This is a genomic window from Stenotrophomonas sp. JAI102 (assembly GCF_013409105.1).
Taxonomy (GTDB): domain Bacteria; phylum Pseudomonadota; class Gammaproteobacteria; order Xanthomonadales; family Xanthomonadaceae; genus Stenotrophomonas; species Stenotrophomonas maltophilia_AA.
In genome coordinates, this window is record NZ_JACCCI010000001.1 from 1,044,503 (window position 1) to 1,064,492 (window position 19,990).

Below are 19,990 nucleotides of genomic sequence, written 5' to 3' on the forward strand. Positions count from 1 at the left end.
TCCACCGCAACACGTCCCACGTACGCCTGAAGGAAACCCCATGGCACAAGTCATCAACACCAACACGATGTCGTTGAATGCTCAGCGCAACCTGAGCACCTCCGGCAGCTCGCTGGCCACCACCATCCAGCGCCTGTCGTCCGGTTCGCGCATCAACAGCGCCAAGGACGACGCGGCTGGCCTGGCGATCTCCGAGCGCTTCGGCACCCAGATCCGCGGCACCGACGTGGCCATCCGCAATGCCAACGACGGCATCTCGCTGGCCCAGGTCGCCGAAGGCTCGCTGACCGAAATCGGCAACAACCTGCAGCGCGTCCGTGAACTGGCCGTACAGGCCTCCAACGCCACCAACTCGGCCAGCGACCGCAAGGCCCTGCAGGCCGAAGTGACCCAGCTGGTCAGCGAAATCGACCGCGTCGCCAAGCAGTCGGACTTCAACGGCACCAAGCTGCTGGACGGCTCGTTCTCCAGCCAGCTGTTCCAGGTCGGTGCCAACGCCGGTCAGGCGATCGCCATCGACAAGGTCGTGGATGCCAAGACCAATGCACTGGGCGGCGCGCAGTTCGCCACCGGTACGATCGCCGCATCTACCACTGCTGCCGACGACACCGACACTGCCGTTGCAGCGTTCACCATCACCGACAGCAAGGGCACCGTGGTCAGCTTCGACGCGATGACGGTCAAGAGCGTCGGCGATGAAGCAGCCAATCAGGCGGCGACGGGCAAGGCGATTGCAACGGCCATCAATGCCAAGATCGGCGAAGCTGGCGTGTATGCCGAAGCCGACGCGGCCGGCGCGGTGACGCTGAGCTCCGTGAAGGACAGCGTCAACGCCAGCGGTGCCTTCACCGCCTTCTCCACCACCGCAGCGGATTACACCGCTGGCGCGGCGCCGACCAAGGTCTACGCCGACAAGATCGATGTCTCTTCGGTCAAGGGCGCGCAGCAGGCACTGGAAGTTGTCGACAAGGCGCTGGGCTCGATCAACAACACCCGTGCCGACCTCGGTGCCATCCAGAACCGCTTCACCTCGGTCGTGGCCAACCTGCAGACCTCCACGGAGAACCTCTCGGCCTCGCGCAGCCGCATCCGCGATACCGATTTCGCCAAGGAAACCGCAGAGCTGACCCGCACCCAGATCCTGCAGCAGGCCGGTACGGCCATGCTGGCCCAGGCCAACCAGGTGCCGCAGAACGTGCTCAGCCTGCTGCGCTGATCCACGCCTGCATCGTCCCCGCCGCCGGCTTCGGCCGGCGGCGGGGGCAACCCGAGGCGTCGCAAGGCACGCGCAGGAACGGGCCATGGCCATGGGACCGGACTCTCTCCCGGTCGCCACATCATCGTGGCCATGGCCCGCCCCTGCGGCAGAACTGTTATCAGCGCTGTTTGTTTGACTGAACACCCCGGGTGGCTTCGTCTCCCCCCGCTTTTCAGTAGCCTGACCCCTCCTCTGCATTGGAGGAGGGTTTTTTACAGACCCCCTATCAAGGGCGCGGATCGCCGCCCCTGCCCCAGGGCTCCTGCAACCGGCGTGCCAAACCCGCCCTTGCCCTGGCTGGCACAACTCCTGCATCAACGTGGTTCTAAAGACCCGGCGGCTACGGCCGCTACTTTCGTTGATGGCATCGCCCTGCGACTTCACTGCAGTGGCAACAAACAGGAGATACAACGTGGCGGACTTCGGTTACGGCGGCATCGGTTCAGGACTGGATATTTCCGGCATGGTCAGCAGCCTGGTGGCTGCCGATCGCAAGCCGGCGGACAACGCACTGAACCTGCAGCAGTCCAAGGCCAAGATGCAGCTCTCGGCGATCGGCACGGTCAAATCCGCGTTCGACACCCTGAACACGGCGTTGAAGGCGCTGAAGGCCAACACGGCCTTCGATGCGCGCACGTTCACCGCCAGCAAGCCCGGTACCGACGAAATCTTGACGCCGAGCGGTACCAACGCGGCCGCGGCCGGCAGCCACGTCATCGACGTGAAGGAGCTCGCCACCGCGAACAAGTGGATCGCCGACACCTCGCTGCCGAAGACAGACACCTTCGGCGCCGGAACCCTGACGCTCACCGTGGGCGTGGGCGACAAGCAGAAGACGCTGAACATCGACGTCGAAGCGGATGACACGCTCAGCTCGATCCGCACCAAGATCGAGAAGGCCGGCCGCGCCTCGGGCGTGCAGGCCACGCTGATCTCCTCGGGCGACAACCAGTATCTGTCGATCTCGCAGGAGAAGTCCGGTACGGCCAATGCCATCAAGCTGACCGCCGACCCGTCGAACGCCAAGCTCGCCGCGCTGGCCGACAGCCTGAAAGAGCGCACACCTGCCGCCGACGCCAGGCTGATCATCGACGGCGTGGAAGTCACCAGCAGCGAAAACACGGTGACCGACGTCGTCCCCGGCCTGACCCTGAACCTGAAGAAGACCGGCGAAAGCACCGTCACCATCAGTACCGACGTGGCGGCCGCACGCAAGGTGATGCAGGACTTCGTCACCGCCTACAACGGCGCCATCGCGGCGATCAACACCGCGACCAAGTACGACATCGAGAACAAGGAGCCGTCCTCGCTGACCGGTGATGCCCAGATGCGCGGCGCCTCCAGCCAGCTGCGCAGCATGATGGGCGGCATCCTCAAGGATCTCTCGGCCGCCGGCCTGGACCCCAAGAAGATCGGCCTGCAGACCCGCGCCTATCCCAACGCCGATGGCAGCCTGGTGCTGGATACCGCCAAGTTCGACGCCGCCCTGGTCAATCAGGGTGGCGCGGTACGCGAAGCCTTCACCGGCGATGACGGTGCAGCCGCCAAGCTGTTTGCGATGGTCGACGGCTATGTCAGCACCACCGTGGGCAAGGAAGGCGCGTTCGTCTCGCGCACCAAGAGCCTCAACACCACGCTGACCGACATCGACAAGCGCCGCAAGGCGCTGGATGTGCGCATGGAGGGTGTGTCCGAGCGTTACAAGAAGCAGTTCCTCGCGCTCGATTCGCTGATGAGCAAGCTGAGCCAGACCATGACCAGCCTCACCTCGCAGCTCTCGCAGCTCAGCGGCTGATCGATCGCGGCAGCGGACTCAAGTTGAACCGGTCCGCTGCCGATATCACTGGCAGGACACCCGCAGGCTCCACCCGGTGCCGACGATGTCGCGAACCTCGCGGCCCCGCATGAAGGAGACATGATTGATGTACGGTTCCAACCGTCAATTCACCGAGCAGTACCGCAAGGTCGGCGTGCAGAGTTCGGTTACCGATGCCGACCCGCACAAGCTGGTGGCGCTGCTGCTGGCCGGTGCCTGCGAGCGCCTTCGTCTCGCCCTGGCCTGCCTGGAACGTGGCGACCAGGCGCGCAAAGGCAAGGCGATCGGCGAGGTCTGTGCGATCGTCGGCCACCTCAACGGTTCGCTGGACCATGAGGCCGGCGGCGAGATCGCGGGCAATCTGTCCTCGCTGTACGACTACGTGATGCACCGGCTGACCGAAGCCAACCTGCACAACGATCCGGCCGCGCTGACCGAAGCCCTCGAGCTGCTCGGCGAGATCGACGCCGCGTGGAATGCCATCCCGCAGCAGCAGCGCCAGACTGCGCAGGCCGCCCCGTGAGTTCGCTCGGCGCGCTGAACGCCCGGCTCGATGCACTGGAAACCGCGCTGCGCGACGAGAATTTCGACGAGGCCGGGCTGCAGCTGGACGCCCTCGACGCTGCCCAGCGTGACTACCTGGCCGGCCCGTCGGCCCTGTTCGATGTGCCGGGCCTGTCCTCGCTGCAGGCGCGCCAGCAGCGCATCATGCTGTTCATGATGCGTCAGCGCGAAGACGCCAGCCGCCACATACACAACGGCCACCAGTCCCTTCGCGCCGCGCAGGCGTACCTGACCGCAGAATCCCTGTCATGACCGACCTTCGCACCAGCGCCATCCATCACCCGGCCGAAAGCGAGCTGTTCGATGAGACGCTGAGCTGCGAACTGGCGCTGCCGGCCGAGTTCCGCATCGGCAGCGCGGTGATCCGCCCCGGCACCGCCGAGACCCTGCTGCGCAGCGTGGCCCTGGTCGAAGACGCGCGCGGCGACGACGGCCATGACGACCGCAGCGACGCGACGCTGCAGGTACAGCGCCTGGAAGCCAAGCTGGATCTGGTCATGGTGCTGCTGGGCCGGCTCGTGCGCCAGACCACCCAGGACCTGCCCCTGCGTCCGCTGCGCTGGTCACGCCGCGGCATCCGCCTTGAACAGGGCGCGCGCAGCGGGGCCACGCCGGGAAGCATGGGCGTGATCCGCCTGCAGCCCTGCGACTGGCTGCCCGACCATATCGACCTGCCGGTGGTCATCGTCGCCGAAGCCGCCAATGGCTCTGGCGCCCACTATCTCTGGCTGCGCTTCGAAGGGCTCAGCGACGCGCTGGAGATGGCGCTGGAACGTCATCTGTTCCGCCTGCACCGCCGCCAGATCGCCGAAGCACGTCGTCTGCGCTGACCATACGCTCCCGACTGTGACCCATTCGGCTTGGCGGTAGGCCTTCACTCCGTTAAGGTGGCGGCCTCCCCGCTTCCCTAGCAGCCTGTGCGCGTTCTCATCGTCGATGATCACACCCTGGTCCGTGCCGGCCTCAGCCGCCTGCTGCAGGGCTTTGCCGACGTCGAGGTCATCGCCGAGGCCAGCAACGCCGAACAGGCGCTGCAACTGAGCGTGCAGCACGCCCCGGACGTGGTGCTGATGGACCTGTCCCTGCCCGGCCGCACCGGCCTGGAAGCCCTGAGCGACATCCTGCTGCGTACGCCCGGCTCGCGCGTGGTGATGATGACCATGCATGACGATGCCGTGCACGTCCGTGATGCACTCGACCGGGGTGCGGTCGGCTTCGTGGTCAAGGATGCTGCCCCGCAGGAGCTGGAACTGGCGCTGCGTGCCGCCCATGCCGGCCAGGTGTTCCTGAGCCCGCAGATCTCGGCCAAGATGCTGGCGCCCATGCTGGGCCGGGAAAAGCCGGTCGGCGTGGCAGCCCTGTCACCGCGCCAGCGCGAGATCCTGCGCCAGATCGGCAAGGGCGAAAGCAACAAGGAAATCGCCGCCGACCTCGGCATCAGCGTCAAGACGGTGGAGACCCACCGCGCCCGCATGATGGAATCGCTGGGCTGCCGCCGCGCCAATGATCTGGTGCTGCTCGCCGCCCGCCACCAGCACGAACTCGAGTGATGCGCGCCGGTTCTCCGGCACACAGCGGACAGCCGGGCCATCGGTGACGGATTATTGAAGCCAGGCCGGCGGTGCTGGCGACCACAGTACAAGGCCCGACCGTCCCTCACCGTCAAATTACCGCGCTGGTGTAGGGGTTCTCCCTACACGCTGTCAGGCATTTGACGACCCGACTCAGGAACCCCCTGATTCCCGGCGTACGGGAACAGAAGCAAGATGTGTTCCATAACGCACCGGGGAGTCGGTGCGAACGGGGAACCACCTTGAAAGCCTCCATGTCGACCCAGATGGGTCAGCAGCTCCACCTCACGCCGCAGCTTCTGCAGTCCATCCGCCTGCTGCAGCTTGATGGGATGCAGCTGGAACTGGAAATCCGCCGCGCACTGGATACCAACCCGCTGCTCGAGCTCGAGGAAGCGCCCGAGCCGGTGGCGGCCGAGACCGCCGAAGCCGCGACCAGCCAGGACGTGGCCGCCTTCGACGAACTGCCCGAGAGCACCATGTGGGACGTCGCCGGTGCTGGCTGGCAGGATGGCGACGATGACCGCATGCAGCGCGTGGCGGCCGGCGAATCCTCCGATCCGCAGCTGCGCGCTTTGCAGCGCCTGGCGATGGAACTGGATGCCCGCGAACTGGCCGTCGCCGGTTTCTGGCTGGAGCACTGCGACGACGCCGGCTATCTGGACGCCCCGCTCGCCCAGCTGACCCTGCTGGCCAGTGCCCGCTGCGATGTCGATGCCGCGGGCGTGGAAGCGGTCCGCCAGCAGATCCTGCACGGTGATCCGGTCGGCCTGGCCGCGCAGGACCTGCATGAATGCCTGAGCGTCCAGCTGCGCGCCCTGCCCGGTAGGGTCCCCGGCCGGCATCTGGCCCAGCGCGTGCTCGATCACGGCCTGGCCGCGCTGGCCGCACACGATTACCCGGCCCTGGCCCGGGACCTGGATGCCGAAGTCGCCGATATCCATGAAGCGGTCCGCCTGATCCTGTCGCTGCAGCCGCGCCCGGGCGAAAGCCTGCTGCCGGACAGCAACGGCGTGGTCATTCCGGACGTGGTCGCCTGGCACGCCGATGGCCAGTGGCGCGTGGCGCTCAATCCGGCCACCAGCCGCCGCCTCAGCATCAACCCGCACTACGAACAGGCCCTGGCCGAGACCACCGAAGCGGCCCAGCCGCTGCGCGACATGCTGCAGGAAGCGCGCTGGCTGACCCGCGGCCTGTCGATGCGCTATGACACCCTGCTGCGCACCGCACGGGTGATCATCGAGCGCCAGTCCGGCTTCCTGACCCGTGGCGAAGAAGCCATGGCGCCGCTCACGCTGAAGGAAGTGGCCGACGAAATCGGCATGCACGAGTCCACCGTCTCGCGCATCACCACCGGCAAGTACCTGCAGACGCCGCGCGGGACGCTGGAACTGAAGCATTTCTTCGCAGTGCGCCTGGAAGGTGCCAGCGTCTCCGGCCAGGCCGTCAAGGCCATGGTGCGTCGCCTGATCGAGTCCGAGCCGGCCGCGCGCCCGCTGGCCGATGAAGCCATCGCCGGCCTGCTCTCGCGCCAAGGGGTGAACATCGCCCGCCGTACCGTTGCAAAATACCGCGAACAACTGGACATCGCCCCGGCGCGCGAACGCCGCCGCAGCCATGCCAGCACCCCGCACCTCCTGGCCCGGGTGGGCTGAAGGAAATGGAAGACATGAACAAGCTCACCGTCCTGCTGGTCGACGACCACGAAGGTTTCATCAACGCCGCCATGCGCCACTTCCGCAAGGTCGACTGGCTCGATGTGATCGGCAGCGCCGCCAATGGCCTGGAAGCGATCGAACGCTCCGAGTCGCTGCGCCCGAAGGTGGTGCTGATGGACCTGGCCATGCCGGAGATGGGCGGCCTGCAGGCGACCCGCCTGATCAAATCGCAGGACGACGCACCCTACATCGTCATCGCCAGCCACTTCGATGACGCCGAACACCGCGAGCACGCCCTGCGCGCCGGGGCCGACAACTTCGTCAGCAAGCTGTCCTACATCCAGGAAGTGATGCCGATCCTGGAAGGCCTGAAGGGGAACGGATCATGAGCGAGTCACGCATCCTGGTCGTGGACAACGATGCGGTCCGCGCCGAACGCACCGTCGCCCTGCTGGAATTCATGGACTTCAACCCGCGCTGGGTGGCCGACGCGAACGATTTCGACATCACCCGCCATCGCCCGAACGACTGGATGGCCGCGATCATCGGCGGGCTGGACAGCGCCGAGCGCAGCGACGCGCTGTTCGCGTGGCTGGGCAAGGGGGCGCTGCCGCCGCCGGTGATGCTGATCGATGGCGACACCACCGCTTTCGCCCGGCAGCACGGCCTGCATGAAGCCAATGTGTGGCCGCTCGAAGCCCCGCTGCGCCATGCGCAGATGGAAGGCCTGCTGCGCCGCGCCAGCCTCAAGCGCCTGGATGCCGAGCACCAGGCCGGTGCCGTGCAGGAACAAGGTCCGACCGGCGACGGCCCGGCGGTCACCCAGCTGCGCCGCATGATCGAACAGGTCGCCGCGTTCGACACCACCGTGCTGGTGCTGGGCGAATCGGGCACCGGCAAGGAAGTGGTCTCGCGCTCGATCCACCAGCGCTCGCCGCGCCGCGACGGTCCGTTCGTGGCGATCAACTGCGGCGCGATCCCGGCCGACCTGCTGGAAAGCGAATTGTTCGGTCACGAAAAGGGCGCTTTCACCGGCGCGCTGAGCGCCCGCAAGGGCCGCTTCGAAATGGCCGAAGGCGGCACCCTGCTCCTGGACGAAATCGGCGACATGAGCCTGCCGATGCAGGTCAAGCTGCTGCGCGTGCTGCAGGAGCGCAGCTTCGAACGGGTCGGCGGCAACCAGACCATCCGCTGCAACGTGCGCGTGATCGCCGCCACCCATCGCGATCTGGAATCGCGCATCGCCGACGGCAAGTTCCGCGAAGATCTGTTCTACCGGCTCAACGTGTTCCCGATCGACGTGCCGGCCCTGCGCGAGCGCAGCGAAGACCTGCCCGCGCTGGTCACCACCATTGCCGGCCAGCTGGCCCGCACCGGGCGCGGCGAAGTGCGCTTCACCGGCGAAGCGCTGCAGGCGCTGGCCACCTACGAGTGGCCGGGCAATGTGCGCGAGCTGACCAACCTGGTCGAGCGCCTGGCCGTGCTGCACCCCAGCGGGAACGTGCGCGTGCAGGATCTGCCGGCGCGCTACCGCGGCGATTTCGCCGTCCCGGCCCCGGTCGTGGCGGCCGTACCGGCGGCGGCCGCCGACGAGCGCCTGGACCTGCGCAGCTTCTCGTTCCACACCCCGGGCGCCCAGGGCACCACGGCAGCGGACAACGGCAGCGGCCCGACTGCCCGCGCGCCGGCCCTGCCGGACGACGGCATGGACCTGCGCAACCACATGGCCAGCATCGAGTTGAACCTGATCAACGAAGCACTGGAACGCACCCAGGGCGTCGTCGCCCACGCTGCCCAGCTGCTCGGCCTGCGCCGCACCACGCTGGTGGAAAAACTGCGCAAGTACGGCATCGAGCGCGACCAGACCGAACTGGCCGGCTGAGCGGATTGGCAGCTGGAAAGCAGAAGCCCGGGCACGTCCCGGGCTTTTTTTTTTGACCCCACCCTCCGCCGGTTTTCCGGCGTCGGCTCTCCGGCGCGCCACAGCAACACACTGCCGCTGGCGCATGCCGCCGCACCGCGTCCGCCCTGTGCACAGGGACGGCTGAATACGCAAACCCCCGCCCCCCTTACAAAACTGAATCGCTCATCGGTTTCGGCACGGCACTTGCAACGTATTCACCCGTAACCCACCCCTGCTTCGGAACGTTCCAGATGTCGCACTCCGTCACCTCGATCCTTTCTCAGATCCGCACCTTCCAGACCCAGATGGGGCAGCCCGCCGTCAGTCCGCTGACGGAGGTGCCGCGCAGCAATGCCATCCAGGGCCTGGTGGCCCCCCAGGAGATCCAGGGCCCCAGCTTCACCGAAACCCTGCGTGGCGCCATCGCCGGCGTCAACGATGCGCAACAGAAATCCGGCGCGCTGGCCAAGTCCTTCGAACTGGGTGAACCCGGTGCGGACCTGGCGAAAGTGATGGTCGCCTCGCAGCAGTCCCAGATCGCCTTCCGCGCCACCGTGGAAGTCCGTAACCGTCTCGTCCAGGCTTACCAGGACGTGATGAACATGCCGCTGTAAGGATAGAAACGCATGGCCCTGTCGCTCTCCAAAGAATCGCTGAACACCGAAAAGGCTGGGCAGTGGTTCGACCGGCTGCAAAGCCTGCAGATCACCCGTCGGCTCGGCCTGATGGCGATGATCGCCGTGGCCGTGGCGGCAGGGCTGTTCGTGTTCTTCTGGTCGCAGAAGCCGGGCATGGTGCCGCTGTACACCGGGCTGGACCAGAAGGCCACGGCCGAGGCCACCGACCTGCTGCGCGCGGCACAGATCCCCTTCGAACTGGACCCCGCCACCGGCGGCATCACCGTGCCGGAGAAGAATCTGCACGATGCCCGCCTCAAGCTGGCCGGCTCCGGGCTGACCGGCAGCGGCCGCCTCGGCTTTGAACTGATGGAGCGCGACCCGGGCTTCGGCGTCAGCCAGTTCATGGAGAACGCCCGCTACCAGCACTCGCTGGAAACCGAGCTGTCGCGCACCATCAACACGCTGCGCCCGGTCCGCGATTCGCGCGTGCACCTGGCCATCCCCAAGCCCAGCGCCTTCACCCGCCAGCGTGACGTGGCCAGCGCCTCGGTGGTGCTGGAACTGCGCGGCGGGCAGCAGCTCGAACGCGGCCAGATCGATGCGATCGTGCACATGGTCGCGGCCAGCATCCCGGACCTTGCCCCCGAGCGCGTGACCGTGGTCGACCAGAGCGGGCGCATGCTCAGCGTCTCCGACCCCAATAGCGATGCGGCCATGAATGCCGCGCAGTTCGAGCAGGTCCGCCGCCAGGAAACCTCGTTCAACCAGCGCATCCGCGAGCTGCTCGAACCGATGACCGGCCCCGGCCGCGTCAATCCGGAAGTCAGCGTGGACATGGACTTCTCGGTGATCGAAGAGGCCCGTGAGCTCTACAACGGCGAGCCGCAGAAACTGCGCAGCGAGCAGATGAGCGAGAACAGCAGCAACGTGCCCGGCCCGCAGGGCGTGCCCGGTGCGGCCAGCAATACCCCGCCCGGCCCGGCGGCCGCCCCGGCCACCGCCCAGGCACCGACCGAAACCTCGAAGAACGCCACCCGCAACTACGAGCTGGACCGCACCCTGCAGCACACCCGCCAGCCGGCCGGCCGCATCAAGCGCGTCTCGGTGGCGGTGCTGGTGGACAACGTGCCGCGCGCCGGTGCCAACGGCAAGATGGCCGACCAGGCCCTCTCGGCCGCGGAGCTGACCCGGGTCGAAGCCCTGGTCAAGCAGGCGGTTGGTTTCGATGCCGAGCGTGGCGATACGGTCTCGGTGATGAATGCCCCGTTCGTGCGTGAGGTCACCCCGGTCGAAGGGCCGAAGTGGTGGGAGCTGCCACAGGTACAGGACGCACTGCGTCTGCTGCTGGGCGCGATCGTGGTGCTGGCCCTGGTGTTCGGCGTGCTGCGCCCGGCGCTGCGCTCGATCACCGGCCAGACCAAGCCGAAAGACGACGAACTTGAACCCCACACTGCCGATGTGCAGCTGGTCGACGATGGCGAGGGCCTGCCTGCGATCGGCAGCGAACGCCTGCACGCGGCTGGACATGAACCCCTGGCGCTGCCGGTGGACTCTTACGAGGAACGACTGCGCATGGCGCGTGAAGCTGTAAAGACCGATTCCAAGCGCGTGGCCCAGGTGGTCAAGGGCTGGGTGGCCAATGATTGATGCACCTCCCCCGCTGACCGGCGTGCAGCGCGCCGCCGTGCTGCTGCTTTCGCTGGGCGAACTGGACGCGGCCGAAGTGCTGCGCCACATGGAACCCAAGGAGGTGCAGAAGATCGGCATCGCCATGGCGACCATGACCGACATCACCCGCGAGCAGGTCGAGCGCGTCATGGACCAGTTCGGCAGCGAGCTGGGCTCCAAGACCTCGCTGGGCGTCGGTTCGGACGATTACATCCGCAACATGCTGGTGCAGGCCCTGGGCACCGAAAAGGCCGGCAGCCTGATCGACCGCATCCTGCTCGGCCGCAACACCACCGGCCTGGACGCACTGAAGTGGATGGATCCGCGCGCCGTCGCCGATCTGGTCCGCAACGAGCACCCGCAGATCATCGCCATCGTGATGGCCCACCTGGAAACCGACCAGGCCGCCGATGCGCTCAAACTGCTGCCCGAGCGTACCCGGGTGGACGTGCTGCTGCGCATCGCGACCCTGGATGGCATCCCGCCGAACGCGCTCAATGAACTCAACGAGATCATGGAGCGCCAGTTCGCCGGCAACCAGAACCTGAAGTCGTCCAACATCGGGGGCGTGCAGTGCGCGGCCAACATCCTGAACTTCATGGACAGCGGCCAGGACCAGGCGATCCTGGGCGAGATCGCGCGCATCGACGCCCCGCTCAGCGGCCGCATCCAGGACCTGATGTTCGTGTTCGACGATCTGGTCGACCTGGACGACCGCGAACTGCAGCTGGTGCTGCGCGAAGTCAGCGGCGAACGCCTTGGCCTGGCCCTGCGCGGTGCCGACATCAAGGTGCGCGACAAGATCACCCGCAACATGTCCCAGCGTGCGGCTGAAATCCTGCTGGAAGACATGGAGGCCCGTGGCCCGGTGCGCCTGTCCGATGTGGAAGTGGCGCAGCGCGAGATCCTGGCGATCGTCAAGCGCATGGCCGATGAAGGCACCGTCACCATTGGTGGCAACGCGGAGGCGATGCTGTGAACAACGCCGTGCGCTGGCTTGCCCCGGACCTGCTGGCGGTGCCCGAGCCGGCACCGGAAGAACAGTTCGACCTCACCGAACCGGATCTGGAGTTCGAGCCGGAGCCGTTGCTGCAGCTGCCGACCCTGGAGGAGATCCAGGCGATCCAGGACAACGCCGAGAAAGACGGCTTCGACCAGGGCCACGCCGAGGGGCTGGCCCAGGGCCAGGCCGAAGTGCGCCGCCTGATCGCGCAGATCGAAGGCATCCTCGACAACTTCAGCCGGCCGCTGGTGCGGCTGGAGAATGAAGTGGTCGCCGCGCTCGGCGAGCTGGCGGTGCGCGTGGCCGGCAACCTGGTCGGCCGTGCCTACGAAGCCGAACCGGAGCTGCTCGCACAGCTGGTCAACGAGGCGCTGGACGCCGTGGGCGGTGCAAGCCGCGACGTGGAAGTCCGTCTGCACCCCGATGACATCGCCGCGCTGGCCCCGGTGCTCAACCTGGCCCCGAACCAGCGCCTGACACCGGACCTGAGCCTGAGCCGCGGCGATCTGCGCGTGCACGCCGAAGCCGTGCGCATCGACGGCACGCTGGATGCGCGCCTGCGCGGCGCCCTGGACGCGGTCATCCGCAAAGCCGGAACCACCCCATGAATACCGAGCCCCTGCCCCCGCCCGCCGACTGGACCGCCGCACGCAACCTGCGGCTGGCCTCGCGGCTGGACAACATCCGTCCGGACACCGCCCATGGCCGCGGCCTGATCCGCGAAGGCGTGCTGCGCCGCGCGGTCGGCCTGACGCTGGAAGCGGTCGGCTGCGAAGCGCCGATGGGCGCCAGCTGCAAAGTCGAAGTGGCCGATGGAGGCTGGGTCGATGCCGAAGTGGTCGGCTTCGCCGGTGAACGTACGTACCTGATGCCGAGCGCGGAACTGCATGGCCTGCTGCCCAATGCGCGGGTCGTGCCGTCGCTCGGCCGCGGTGGCGTGGAGGTGGGTGAAGGCCTGCTGGGCCGCGTGATCGACAGCGACGGGGTGCCGCTGGATGGCAAGGGCCCGATCCGCGCCGAAGGCACGGTCGGCATGGCCGGCGTATCGATCAACCCGCTGGCGCGCGAACCGATCACCCAGCCGCTGGACGTCGGCGTGCGCGCGATCAACGCGCTGCTGCCGATCGGTCGTGGTCAGCGTGTCGGCCTGTTCGCCGGCTCCGGCGTGGGTAAATCGACGCTGCTGGGCATGATGACCCGCTACACCGCCGCCGACGTCATCGTGGTCGGCCTGATCGGTGAACGTGGCCGCGAAGTGCGTGATTTCGTGGAAAGCACGCTCGGCGAAGAAGGCCTGCGCCGCGCGGTGGTGGTGGCCAGCCCGGCCGACCGCCCGCCGCTGGCCCGCCTGCACGGCGCCTACCGCGCCACCGCGATCGCCGAGTGGTTCCGCGACCAGGGCTTGAATGTCCTGCTGCTGATGGATTCGTTGACCCGCTTCGCCCAGGCCCAGCGTGAAATCGGTCTGTCGGTCGGCGAGCCGCCGACCACCCGCGGCTATCCGCCGTCGGTGTTCGCCAAGCTGCCTGCGCTGGTCGAACGCGCCGGCAATGGCGCGAAGGGCCGCGGCTCGATCACCGCCTTCTACACCGTGCTGACCGAAGGCGACGATCCGCAGGATCCGATCGCCGATGCCGCACGCGCGATTCTCGACGGCCACATCCTGCTCTCGCGCCGCGTCGCCGACAGCGGCCTGTACCCGGCCATCGACGTGGAATCCTCGGTCAGCCGCGTGGTCACGGAAATCGCCGACGAACCGTGGCGTCTGCGCATCCGCAAGCTCAAGCGGCTGGTCTCGGCGTACTCGTCCAACCGCGACCTGATCGCGATCGGCGCCTACCAGCGCGGCAACGACCCGGCGACCGACGAGGCGCTGGAGCGCTGGTCGGACATTGTTGAATTCCTCGGCCAGGACGTCGGCAAAGCCGCCGACCTGCCGCACAGTCAAGCCGCCCTCAAGCGGCTGGTGGAACCAGAGACTTAAGCCATGATCCAATCCAAGCGCTTCGACCCCTTGCTGAAACGAGCCCAGGACCACGAAGACGAGGTCGCCCGCGACCTGGCCGAGCGCCAGCGCGCGCTCGACACGCATGTGTCGCGCCTGGATGAGCTGCGCCGCTACGCCGAGGAATACGCCGGCGCCCAGATGTCGGCCACCAGCCCGGCCCAGCTGATGAACCGCCGCGCGTTCCTGGATCGACTGGACAGCGCGGTTGCCCAGCAACGGCAGACCGTGGACAACAACCGCGAGAAGGTCGACGCCGAGCGCGCCCGCCTGTTGCTGGCCAGCCGCGACAAGCAGGTGCTGGAACAGCTGGCCGCCAGTTACCGCGCGCAGGAAAAGGTGGTCACCGACCGCCGCGATCAGCGCGAGATGGATGACCTCGGGGCCCGGCGCTCGCGCCAGGCGCAACGCGAAGACAGCGAGAACGGAGGCACCCCGTGATGCCCCCCGCCCTGCTCGGGGGTGCCGCATCCGCACAGAATGCGGGCGGCACCTCGCCCAGCCCCCGTGCGGACAGCGCCAGCGGCAGCGACCGTCGGGACTTTGACGCGCTGCTCAAGCCGGGCAATGAGGCACCGCGCAACGACACGCCGCCCAAGTCCGGCAGCAGCCGCGACGCGGGCAAGAGCACCACCACCACTACGCCCGGCCAGGACAAGGACGCAACGACGCGCCCCGCCAAGCCTGGCGCCGAGAAGGCGGACGACACGGTCGCCGCCACCGACGCCACTGGCAAAACACCGGCCACGGCGGAGAAGCCGGCCGCCGAACCGACCGACGACACCGAAGCCGCCTGGCCGCCACTGGGGCTGGCCGGGCTGGCGTTGAACGGGCTGCCGGTGCCGGCGCCCACGCCGGTCACGCCCGTGGCGACCGGTCCCGCCGCGGGCGCCAATGCGGCGCTGCCGGCCTTGGCGACTGCAGCACCGGATGCGAAGGCCACCACGCCGGCGCTGGCCACCGCGCCGTCCACCGACGGCAGCATCGCACTGCCCGCCGTGGCCGCCGAGGCCGCGCCGGCCGACGATGCGCCGCTGCTCAAGACCTTCACGGACGCCTTGAACGTGGCCACCAACGACGGCCCCGATGCCCCCGCCAGCCCGTTGCTGCATGCGCTGCAGGGCATGACCGAGGCCAAGCCGGCGGTCGCCAGCCTGTTCACCGGCTCGCCGACCGCCACCCCGCATCTGGGCGGCGAAGACTTTGACGATGCCGTCGGCGCTCGCGTCGGTTGGCTGGCGGACCAGAAGATCGGCCACGCGCATATCAAGATCACCCCGAACGACCTGGGCCCCATCGAAGTGCGTCTGCAGTTGGACGGCGACAGGGTGCATGCCACCTTCACCAGCGCCCACGCCGATGTGCGTCATGCGCTGGAAAGCAGCCTGCCGCGCCTGCGTGAGCTGCTCGGCGAGCAGGGTTTCCAGCTCGGCAATGCCGACGTTGGCCAGCAGCAGACCGCGCCCGACGGCGGACGTGGCGATGGCAGCGGCGGGCTGACCGGCGACGACGGAGAACCGGCGCTGGCCGACACCACCCTGTCCCCGTCCCAGCTGATCCGCCAGCGCGGCCTGGTCGACGCCTACGCGTGATCGCGTCGCGGCGGTGGCCTCAACCACCCCGCCAGAAACCCGACGCACGTCTTCTCCAGCATTCAGGCACGCACTTTGCATGTAGGCAGGAAGCAATCCTCTGGAGCTTCCCCTCGTGGCCGCAGCCGCCGATAAAACCAAGAAATCCGCCGACAAGGACAAGACCGCCAAGCCGCGCAGTCCGCTCCTGGTCACCGCCCTGGTCGCGGTGCTCGCCGCCGGCGCCGCCGGTGGCGGCGTCTGGTACTTCACCCAGTCCAAGCACGACGACAAGACCACCAAGCCGGCCACCAGCAAATCCGCCGTGCCTGCCCCGGCGCAGTACTTCGGGCTGGAACCGCCGTTCGTCGTCAACCTCAACAGCAGCTTCGACGGCCCGCGTTACCTGCAGGTCGAAGTGCAGCTGATGAGCCGCGACCCGGCCGCGATGGAAGCGATCAAGCTGCATGCGCCGGCCATCCGCGCCAAGCTGCTGATGCTGTTCTCGCAGGTCGAGCCGAGCGACATCGCCGACCGCGCCGGCAAAGAGCGCCTGCAGGCCAGTTCCCTGGCCGAAGTGCAGAAGCTGCTCAAGGCCGAGACCGGCAAGCCCGGTGCCGACGAATTGCTGTTCACCAGTTTCGTGACCCAGTAAGGGCGACCATGAATGACCTGCTTTCCCAGGACGAGATCGATGCCCTGCTGCATGGCGTGGACTCCGGTGCGGTCGAGACCGACATCGACGCGCCCACGCCCGGCGAGGCGCGCTCGTACGATTTCGCCAGCCAGGACCGCATCATCCGCGGTCGCATGCCGACCCTGGAAATGGTCAACGAGCGCTTCGCGCGCCTGTGGCGCATCGGCCTGTTCAACCTGATCCGGCGCTCGGCCGAACTCTCCGTGCGTGGCATCGAGCTGATCAAGTTCAACGACTACATGCACTCGCTGTACGTGCCGACCAACCTCAACCTGATCCGCTTCAAGCCGCTGCGCGGCACCGGGCTGATCGTGTTCGAGCCGACGCTGGTGTTCGCGATCGTGGACAACTTCTTCGGCGGTGATGGGCGCTACCCGACCCGCATCGAAGGCCGCGAGTTCACCGCCACCGAAATGCGCGTCATCCACCTGCTGCTCAAGCAGACCTTCGCCGACCTGCAGGAAGCCTGGGCGCCGGTGATGGACGTGGAGCTGGAGTACATCAACTCCGAAATCAACCCGCACTTCGCCAACATCGTGACGCCGCGCGAGTACGTGGTGGTCTGCCGCCTGCACGTCGAGCTCGACGGTGGTGGCGGCGACATCCACGTCACGCTGCCCTACTCGATGCTCGAGCCGATCCGCGAGCTGCTCGATGCCGGCATCCAGAGCGATCGCAACGACCGCGACGCGAGCTGGGGCGTGATGCTGCGCGAACAGCTCAACATCGCCGAAGTCACGCTCTCCAGCGTGCTGGCCAGCAAACGCATGACCCTGCGCGAACTGACCGGCCTGAAGGTCGGCGACATCCTGTCGATCGACATGCCGGCGCAGGTGCCGTTGTGCGTGGAGAACATCCCGGTGTTCACCGGCGAGTTCGGCATCGCCAACGGCTGCAACGCCGTCAAGATCACCGCCACCCATCCCCCGGGCACCCGCCCACGCGTTCCCGTACTCCAGGAAGTCTCGAAATGAACGATATCGAATCCAACGAACCGCTGTCCGCGGTGGAACCGACGCCAGCGCAGTTCACCACGCTGCAGTCCGATGAGAACCTCGGTCCCGAGCTGAACCTGGATGTGATCCTGGATGTACCGGTGACCCTGTCGCTGGAAGTCGGCCGCGCCCGCCTGCCGATCCGCAACCTGCTGCAGCTCAACCAGGGCTCGGTGGTGGAACTGGAACGCGGTGCCGGCGAATCGCTGGACGTGTTCGTCAACGGCACCCTGATCGCCCATGGCGAGGTGGTGGTGATCAACGACCGCTTCGGCGTGCGCCTGACCGACGTGGTCAGCCCGAGCGAACGGATCCGGAGACTGCGTTGAGTGCCGGGCTGCTGATCGCGGCCGGCGCCTCGACCGTCAAGGTCGGCCAGCATGCCGCGGCCGCACCGGGCATGTTCGGTGCGGTGCTGGCGTTGCTGGGCGTGCTGGCATTGATCGTCGGGCTGGGCTGGTTGCTCAAGCGCATGCCCGGCAGCGGCTTCCGCCCGGCCGAGGGGCTGCGCGTGGTCGCCAGCCTGACCGTCGGCGCCAAGGAGCGCGTGGTGGTGGTCGAGGTCAATGGCACCCAGCTGCTGCTGGGTGTCACCGCCGGCGGCATCAACACGCTGCATCAGCTGCCCGAACCGCTGCCGACCCCGCCGCCGGCGCGCCTTCCCGAGTTCAAACACCTCCCGAATTTCGCCCAGCTGCTGCAACAGCGGCTGCGCAAGGAATCCTGATCATGCGTGGCCCCCGTACCTCTTGGACCCGTTACCTGCCGCTGTTGCTGACCGCCCTGCTGTGCGCGCTGCCGGCCCTGGCCTGGGCCGCGCCCGGCGTGCCGGGCGTACCGGCGTTGCCGGACGTGAATGTCGGCAAGATCGGCGGCCAGCCGGTCAGTCTGCCGCTGCAGACCCTGCTGCTGATGACGGCGATCACCCTGATCCCGTCGATGCTGCTGGTGCTGACCGCCTTCACCCGCATCATCATCGTGCTCGGCCTGCTGCGCCAGGCGCTGGGCACCGGCCAGACACCGTCCAACCAGGTGCTGCTCGGCCTGGCCCTGTTCCTCACCGCGATGGTGATGCTGCCGGTCTGGCAGAAGGCGTGGGGCAGCGGCATGGCGCCCTACCTCAACGGCGAGATCGATTTCCAGACCGCCTGGACGCTGACCACCCAGCCGCTGCGCGCCTTCATGCTGGCCCAGATCCGCGAGACGGACCTGATGACCTTCGCCGGCATGGCCGGGCATGGCACCTACTCCAGCCCGGATGCCATCCCGTTCCCGATCCTGGTCGCCTCGTTCGTCACCAGCGAGCTGAAGACCGCCTTCGAGATCGGCTTCCTGATCTTCATTCCGTTCGTGATCATCGATCTGGTCGTGGCCAGCGTGCTGATGTCGATGGGCATGATGATGCTCTCGCCGATGCTGGTCTCCGCCCCCTTCAAGATCCTGTTGTTCGTGCTGGTGGATGGCTGGGTTCTCGTGGTTGGCACCTTGGCCGCCAGTTTCAATGCGGTCTGACCGCCCCGCCCTGTTGACCGATACGGACCCGAGACCGACATGACGCCCGAACTTGCCCTGACCGAACTGCGTGGTGGCCTGATCACCGTGCTGTGGGTCGCCGGCCCACTGCTGCTCACCGTGCTGATCGTCGGCGTGGTGGTCGGCGTGGTCCAGGCCGCGACCCAGCTCAACGAACCCACCATCGCCTTCGTGGCCAAGGCGGCGGCACTGACCGTGGTGCTGTTCGCACTGGGCAGCCTGCTGATCGGCCACCTGGTCGAATACACCACGCTGCTGTTCCAGCGCATTCCCCACCTGATCGGCTGAGGCCCGCCGCCGTGGATTCCGCGACCCAGATGGCAGCCGATGGCCTGCAGGCCTTCGGCATGATCGGCACGATCCTGTGGACCATGCTGCGCATCGGCGCGATGCTGATGGCCATGCCGCTGATCGGCACCCGCGCGGTGCCGTCGCGGATCCGCGTGCTGCTGGCCGGTGCGCTGGCGATCGCACTGTCGCCGATGCTGCCGCCGGTGCCGGAATGGACCGGCTTCGATGCGGCCACGGTATTGACCATCGCCCGCGAGCTGGCGATCGGTGTCTCGATCGGGTTCGTGTTGCGGCTGGTGTTCGAGGCCGGCGCGATGGCCGGCGAGCTGGTGGCCCAGGGCACCGGCCTGGCGTTCGCGCAGATGAGCGATCCGCTGCGCGGCGGCAGCTCCGGCGTGATCGGGCAGTGGTTCTATCTGCTGTTCGGCCTGCTGTTCTTCACCGTGAACGGGCACCTGGCGCTGATCTCGCTGCTGATGGACAGCTACAAGGCCTTGCCGATCGGCACCTCGCTGCCCGATCCACAGGCGTTCCTGAGCATTGCCCCGACCTTCCTGCTGCAGGTCTTCCGTGGCGCGCTCACCCTGGCCCTGCCGCTGACCGTGGCGATGCTGGCGATCAACCTGGCCTTCGGTGTGCTGGCCCGTGCGGCGCCGGCCTTGAACCCGATCCAGCTGGGCCTGCCGGTGGCGTTGCTGCTGGGGTTGTTCCTGCTCACGGTGCTGGCCGGCGAAATGGGCCCGCCGGTGCAGCGCCTGTTCGACGCGGCGTTCGATGCCGCCGACAGCGTCAGCCGCTGACCCGGGACACGCCGGGACAGCCACGCCACCGTCCCGC

At 67.6% G+C, this 19,990-nt stretch carries 23 protein-coding genes; all 23 read left to right on the top strand.

The annotated features are described in order from the left end of the window. Positions 1 to 40 precede the first annotated feature (40 nt). A complete protein-coding gene (locus tag HDC96_RS04860) occupies positions 41 to 1,216 on the top strand; it encodes a flagellin (protein WP_179458987.1) in 1,176 nt (391 codons plus the stop codon). A 454-nt stretch (positions 1,217 to 1,670) separates the two neighbouring features. After that, entirely contained in the window at positions 1,671 to 3,053 is a 1,383-nt protein-coding gene (gene fliD, locus HDC96_RS04865) for a flagellar filament capping protein FliD (protein ID WP_179458988.1), read from the top strand. Positions 3,054 to 3,180: 127 nt separating this feature from the next. After that, on the top strand, positions 3,181 to 3,597 hold the full coding sequence (gene fliS / locus HDC96_RS04870) for a flagellar export chaperone FliS (RefSeq protein WP_179458989.1): 417 nt from the start codon (positions 3,181 to 3,183) through the stop codon (positions 3,595 to 3,597). After that, positions 3,594 to 3,890, top strand: coding sequence for a hypothetical protein (locus tag HDC96_RS04875; RefSeq protein ID WP_179458990.1), 297 nt, complete (start codon positions 3,594 to 3,596; stop codon positions 3,888 to 3,890). The genes fliS and HDC96_RS04875 overlap by 4 nt, the downstream gene beginning before the upstream one ends. Further along, positions 3,887 to 4,468, top strand: a complete 582-nt coding sequence (locus HDC96_RS04880) for a PilZ domain-containing protein (RefSeq protein WP_179458991.1) — start codon at positions 3,887 to 3,889, stop codon at positions 4,466 to 4,468. Before HDC96_RS04875 ends, HDC96_RS04880 begins: the two co-directional genes overlap by 4 nt. An 87-nt stretch (positions 4,469 to 4,555) precedes the next feature. Then, entirely contained in the window at positions 4,556 to 5,188 is a 633-nt protein-coding gene (locus HDC96_RS04885) for a response regulator transcription factor (protein WP_179458992.1), read from the top strand. A 263-nt stretch (positions 5,189 to 5,451) separates the two neighbouring features. Continuing rightward, on the top strand, positions 5,452 to 6,864 hold the full coding sequence (gene rpoN / locus HDC96_RS04890) for an RNA polymerase factor sigma-54 (RefSeq protein ID WP_179458993.1): 1,413 nt from the start codon (positions 5,452 to 5,454) through the stop codon (positions 6,862 to 6,864). Between the two features lie 14 nt (positions 6,865 to 6,878). Further along, on the top strand, positions 6,879 to 7,256 hold the full coding sequence (locus tag HDC96_RS04895) for a response regulator transcription factor (RefSeq protein WP_026070040.1): 378 nt from the start codon (positions 6,879 to 6,881) through the stop codon (positions 7,254 to 7,256). Continuing rightward, on the top strand, positions 7,253 to 8,749 hold the full coding sequence (locus HDC96_RS04900; protein ID WP_179458994.1) for a sigma-54 dependent transcriptional regulator: 1,497 nt from the start codon (positions 7,253 to 7,255) through the stop codon (positions 8,747 to 8,749). Before HDC96_RS04895 ends, HDC96_RS04900 begins: the two co-directional genes overlap by 4 nt. 272 nt (positions 8,750 to 9,021) lie before the next feature. Continuing rightward, positions 9,022 to 9,384: a flagellar hook-basal body complex protein FliE gene (gene fliE, locus HDC96_RS04905; RefSeq protein ID WP_179458995.1), complete on the top strand. Its 363-nt coding sequence runs from the start codon at positions 9,022 to 9,024 to the stop codon at positions 9,382 to 9,384. Positions 9,385 to 9,396: 12 nt separating this feature from the next. Beyond that, complete coding sequence (gene fliF, locus HDC96_RS04910) at positions 9,397 to 11,037, top strand: flagellar basal-body MS-ring/collar protein FliF (RefSeq protein WP_179458996.1); 1,641 nt, start codon at positions 9,397 to 9,399, stop codon at positions 11,035 to 11,037. A gap of 13 nt (positions 11,038 to 11,050) precedes the next feature. After that, the gene (fliG, locus tag HDC96_RS04915) at positions 11,051 to 12,037 is read left to right on the top strand and encodes a flagellar motor switch protein FliG (protein WP_176989152.1); all 987 of its coding nucleotides are present in this window, start codon (positions 11,051 to 11,053) and stop codon (positions 12,035 to 12,037) included. Next, positions 12,034 to 12,669 (top strand): FliH/SctL family protein, encoded by a 636-nt coding sequence (locus HDC96_RS04920; RefSeq protein ID WP_179458997.1) that lies wholly within the window; start codon positions 12,034 to 12,036, stop codon positions 12,667 to 12,669. The genes fliG and HDC96_RS04920 overlap by 4 nt, the downstream gene beginning before the upstream one ends. Next, positions 12,666 to 14,045: a FliI/YscN family ATPase gene (locus HDC96_RS04925; protein WP_179458998.1), complete on the top strand. Its 1,380-nt coding sequence runs from the start codon at positions 12,666 to 12,668 to the stop codon at positions 14,043 to 14,045. Before HDC96_RS04920 ends, HDC96_RS04925 begins: the two co-directional genes overlap by 4 nt. Before the next feature lie 3 nt (positions 14,046 to 14,048). Next, complete coding sequence (fliJ, locus tag HDC96_RS04930; protein ID WP_179458999.1) at positions 14,049 to 14,507, top strand: flagellar export protein FliJ; 459 nt, start codon at positions 14,049 to 14,051, stop codon at positions 14,505 to 14,507. Continuing rightward, a complete protein-coding gene (locus tag HDC96_RS04935; RefSeq protein WP_179459622.1) occupies positions 14,507 to 15,658 on the top strand; it encodes a flagellar hook-length control protein FliK in 1,152 nt (383 codons plus the stop codon). The genes fliJ and HDC96_RS04935 overlap by 1 nt, the downstream gene beginning before the upstream one ends. A gap of 115 nt (positions 15,659 to 15,773) precedes the next feature. Then, entirely contained in the window at positions 15,774 to 16,292 is a 519-nt protein-coding gene (locus tag HDC96_RS04940; RefSeq protein ID WP_179459000.1) for a flagellar basal body-associated FliL family protein, read from the top strand. A gap of 8 nt (positions 16,293 to 16,300) precedes the next feature. Then, complete coding sequence (fliM, locus tag HDC96_RS04945) at positions 16,301 to 17,308, top strand: flagellar motor switch protein FliM (protein ID WP_176989036.1); 1,008 nt, start codon at positions 16,301 to 16,303, stop codon at positions 17,306 to 17,308. Further along, on the top strand, positions 17,305 to 17,658 hold the full coding sequence (fliN, locus tag HDC96_RS04950) for a flagellar motor switch protein FliN (RefSeq protein WP_179459001.1): 354 nt from the start codon (positions 17,305 to 17,307) through the stop codon (positions 17,656 to 17,658). Before fliM ends, fliN begins: the two co-directional genes overlap by 4 nt. Beyond that, positions 17,655 to 18,056, top strand: coding sequence for a flagellar biosynthetic protein FliO (gene fliO / locus HDC96_RS04955; protein WP_179459002.1), 402 nt, complete (start codon positions 17,655 to 17,657; stop codon positions 18,054 to 18,056). Before fliN ends, fliO begins: the two co-directional genes overlap by 4 nt. Positions 18,057 to 18,058: 2 nt before the next feature. Then, complete coding sequence (fliP, locus tag HDC96_RS04960) at positions 18,059 to 18,841, top strand: flagellar type III secretion system pore protein FliP (RefSeq protein ID WP_019184808.1); 783 nt, start codon at positions 18,059 to 18,061, stop codon at positions 18,839 to 18,841. Positions 18,842 to 18,880: 39 nt separating this feature from the next. Continuing rightward, positions 18,881 to 19,150 (top strand): flagellar biosynthetic protein FliQ, encoded by a 270-nt coding sequence (locus HDC96_RS04965; RefSeq protein ID WP_019184809.1) that lies wholly within the window; start codon positions 18,881 to 18,883, stop codon positions 19,148 to 19,150. 11 nt (positions 19,151 to 19,161) lie between these two features. Then, positions 19,162 to 19,953 (top strand): flagellar biosynthetic protein FliR, encoded by a 792-nt coding sequence (gene fliR, locus HDC96_RS04970; RefSeq protein WP_121036735.1) that lies wholly within the window; start codon positions 19,162 to 19,164, stop codon positions 19,951 to 19,953. Positions 19,954 to 19,990 lie beyond the last annotated feature (37 nt).

Excerpts from the sequence above, each read along its gene's own strand:
- HDC96_RS04860 (WP_179458987.1), top strand. The coding sequence starts at position 41 with ATGGCACAAGTCATCAACACCAACACGATGTCGTTGAATGCTCAGCGC.
- fliS (WP_179458989.1), top strand. The coding sequence starts at position 3,181 with ATGTACGGTTCCAACCGTCAATTCACCGAGCAGTACCGCAAGGTCGGC.
- HDC96_RS04880 (WP_179458991.1), top strand. The coding sequence starts at position 3,887 with ATGACCGACCTTCGCACCAGCGCCATCCATCACCCGGCCGAAAGCGAG.
- HDC96_RS04895 (WP_026070040.1), top strand. The coding sequence starts at position 6,879 with ATGAACAAGCTCACCGTCCTGCTGGTCGACGACCACGAAGGTTTCATC.
- HDC96_RS04900 (WP_179458994.1), top strand. The coding sequence starts at position 7,253 with ATGAGCGAGTCACGCATCCTGGTCGTGGACAACGATGCGGTCCGCGCC.
- fliE (WP_179458995.1), top strand. The coding sequence starts at position 9,022 with ATGTCGCACTCCGTCACCTCGATCCTTTCTCAGATCCGCACCTTCCAG.
- fliF (WP_179458996.1), top strand. The coding sequence starts at position 9,397 with ATGGCCCTGTCGCTCTCCAAAGAATCGCTGAACACCGAAAAGGCTGGG.
- HDC96_RS04925 (WP_179458998.1), top strand. The coding sequence starts at position 12,666 with ATGAATACCGAGCCCCTGCCCCCGCCCGCCGACTGGACCGCCGCACGC.
- fliJ (WP_179458999.1), top strand. The coding sequence starts at position 14,049 with ATGATCCAATCCAAGCGCTTCGACCCCTTGCTGAAACGAGCCCAGGAC.
- HDC96_RS04935 (WP_179459622.1), top strand. The coding sequence starts at position 14,507 with ATGCCCCCCGCCCTGCTCGGGGGTGCCGCATCCGCACAGAATGCGGGC.
- fliM (WP_176989036.1), top strand. The coding sequence starts at position 16,301 with ATGAATGACCTGCTTTCCCAGGACGAGATCGATGCCCTGCTGCATGGC.
- fliN (WP_179459001.1), top strand. The coding sequence starts at position 17,305 with ATGAACGATATCGAATCCAACGAACCGCTGTCCGCGGTGGAACCGACG.
- fliP (WP_019184808.1), top strand. The coding sequence starts at position 18,059 with ATGCGTGGCCCCCGTACCTCTTGGACCCGTTACCTGCCGCTGTTGCTG.
- HDC96_RS04965 (WP_019184809.1), top strand. The coding sequence starts at position 18,881 with ATGACGCCCGAACTTGCCCTGACCGAACTGCGTGGTGGCCTGATCACC.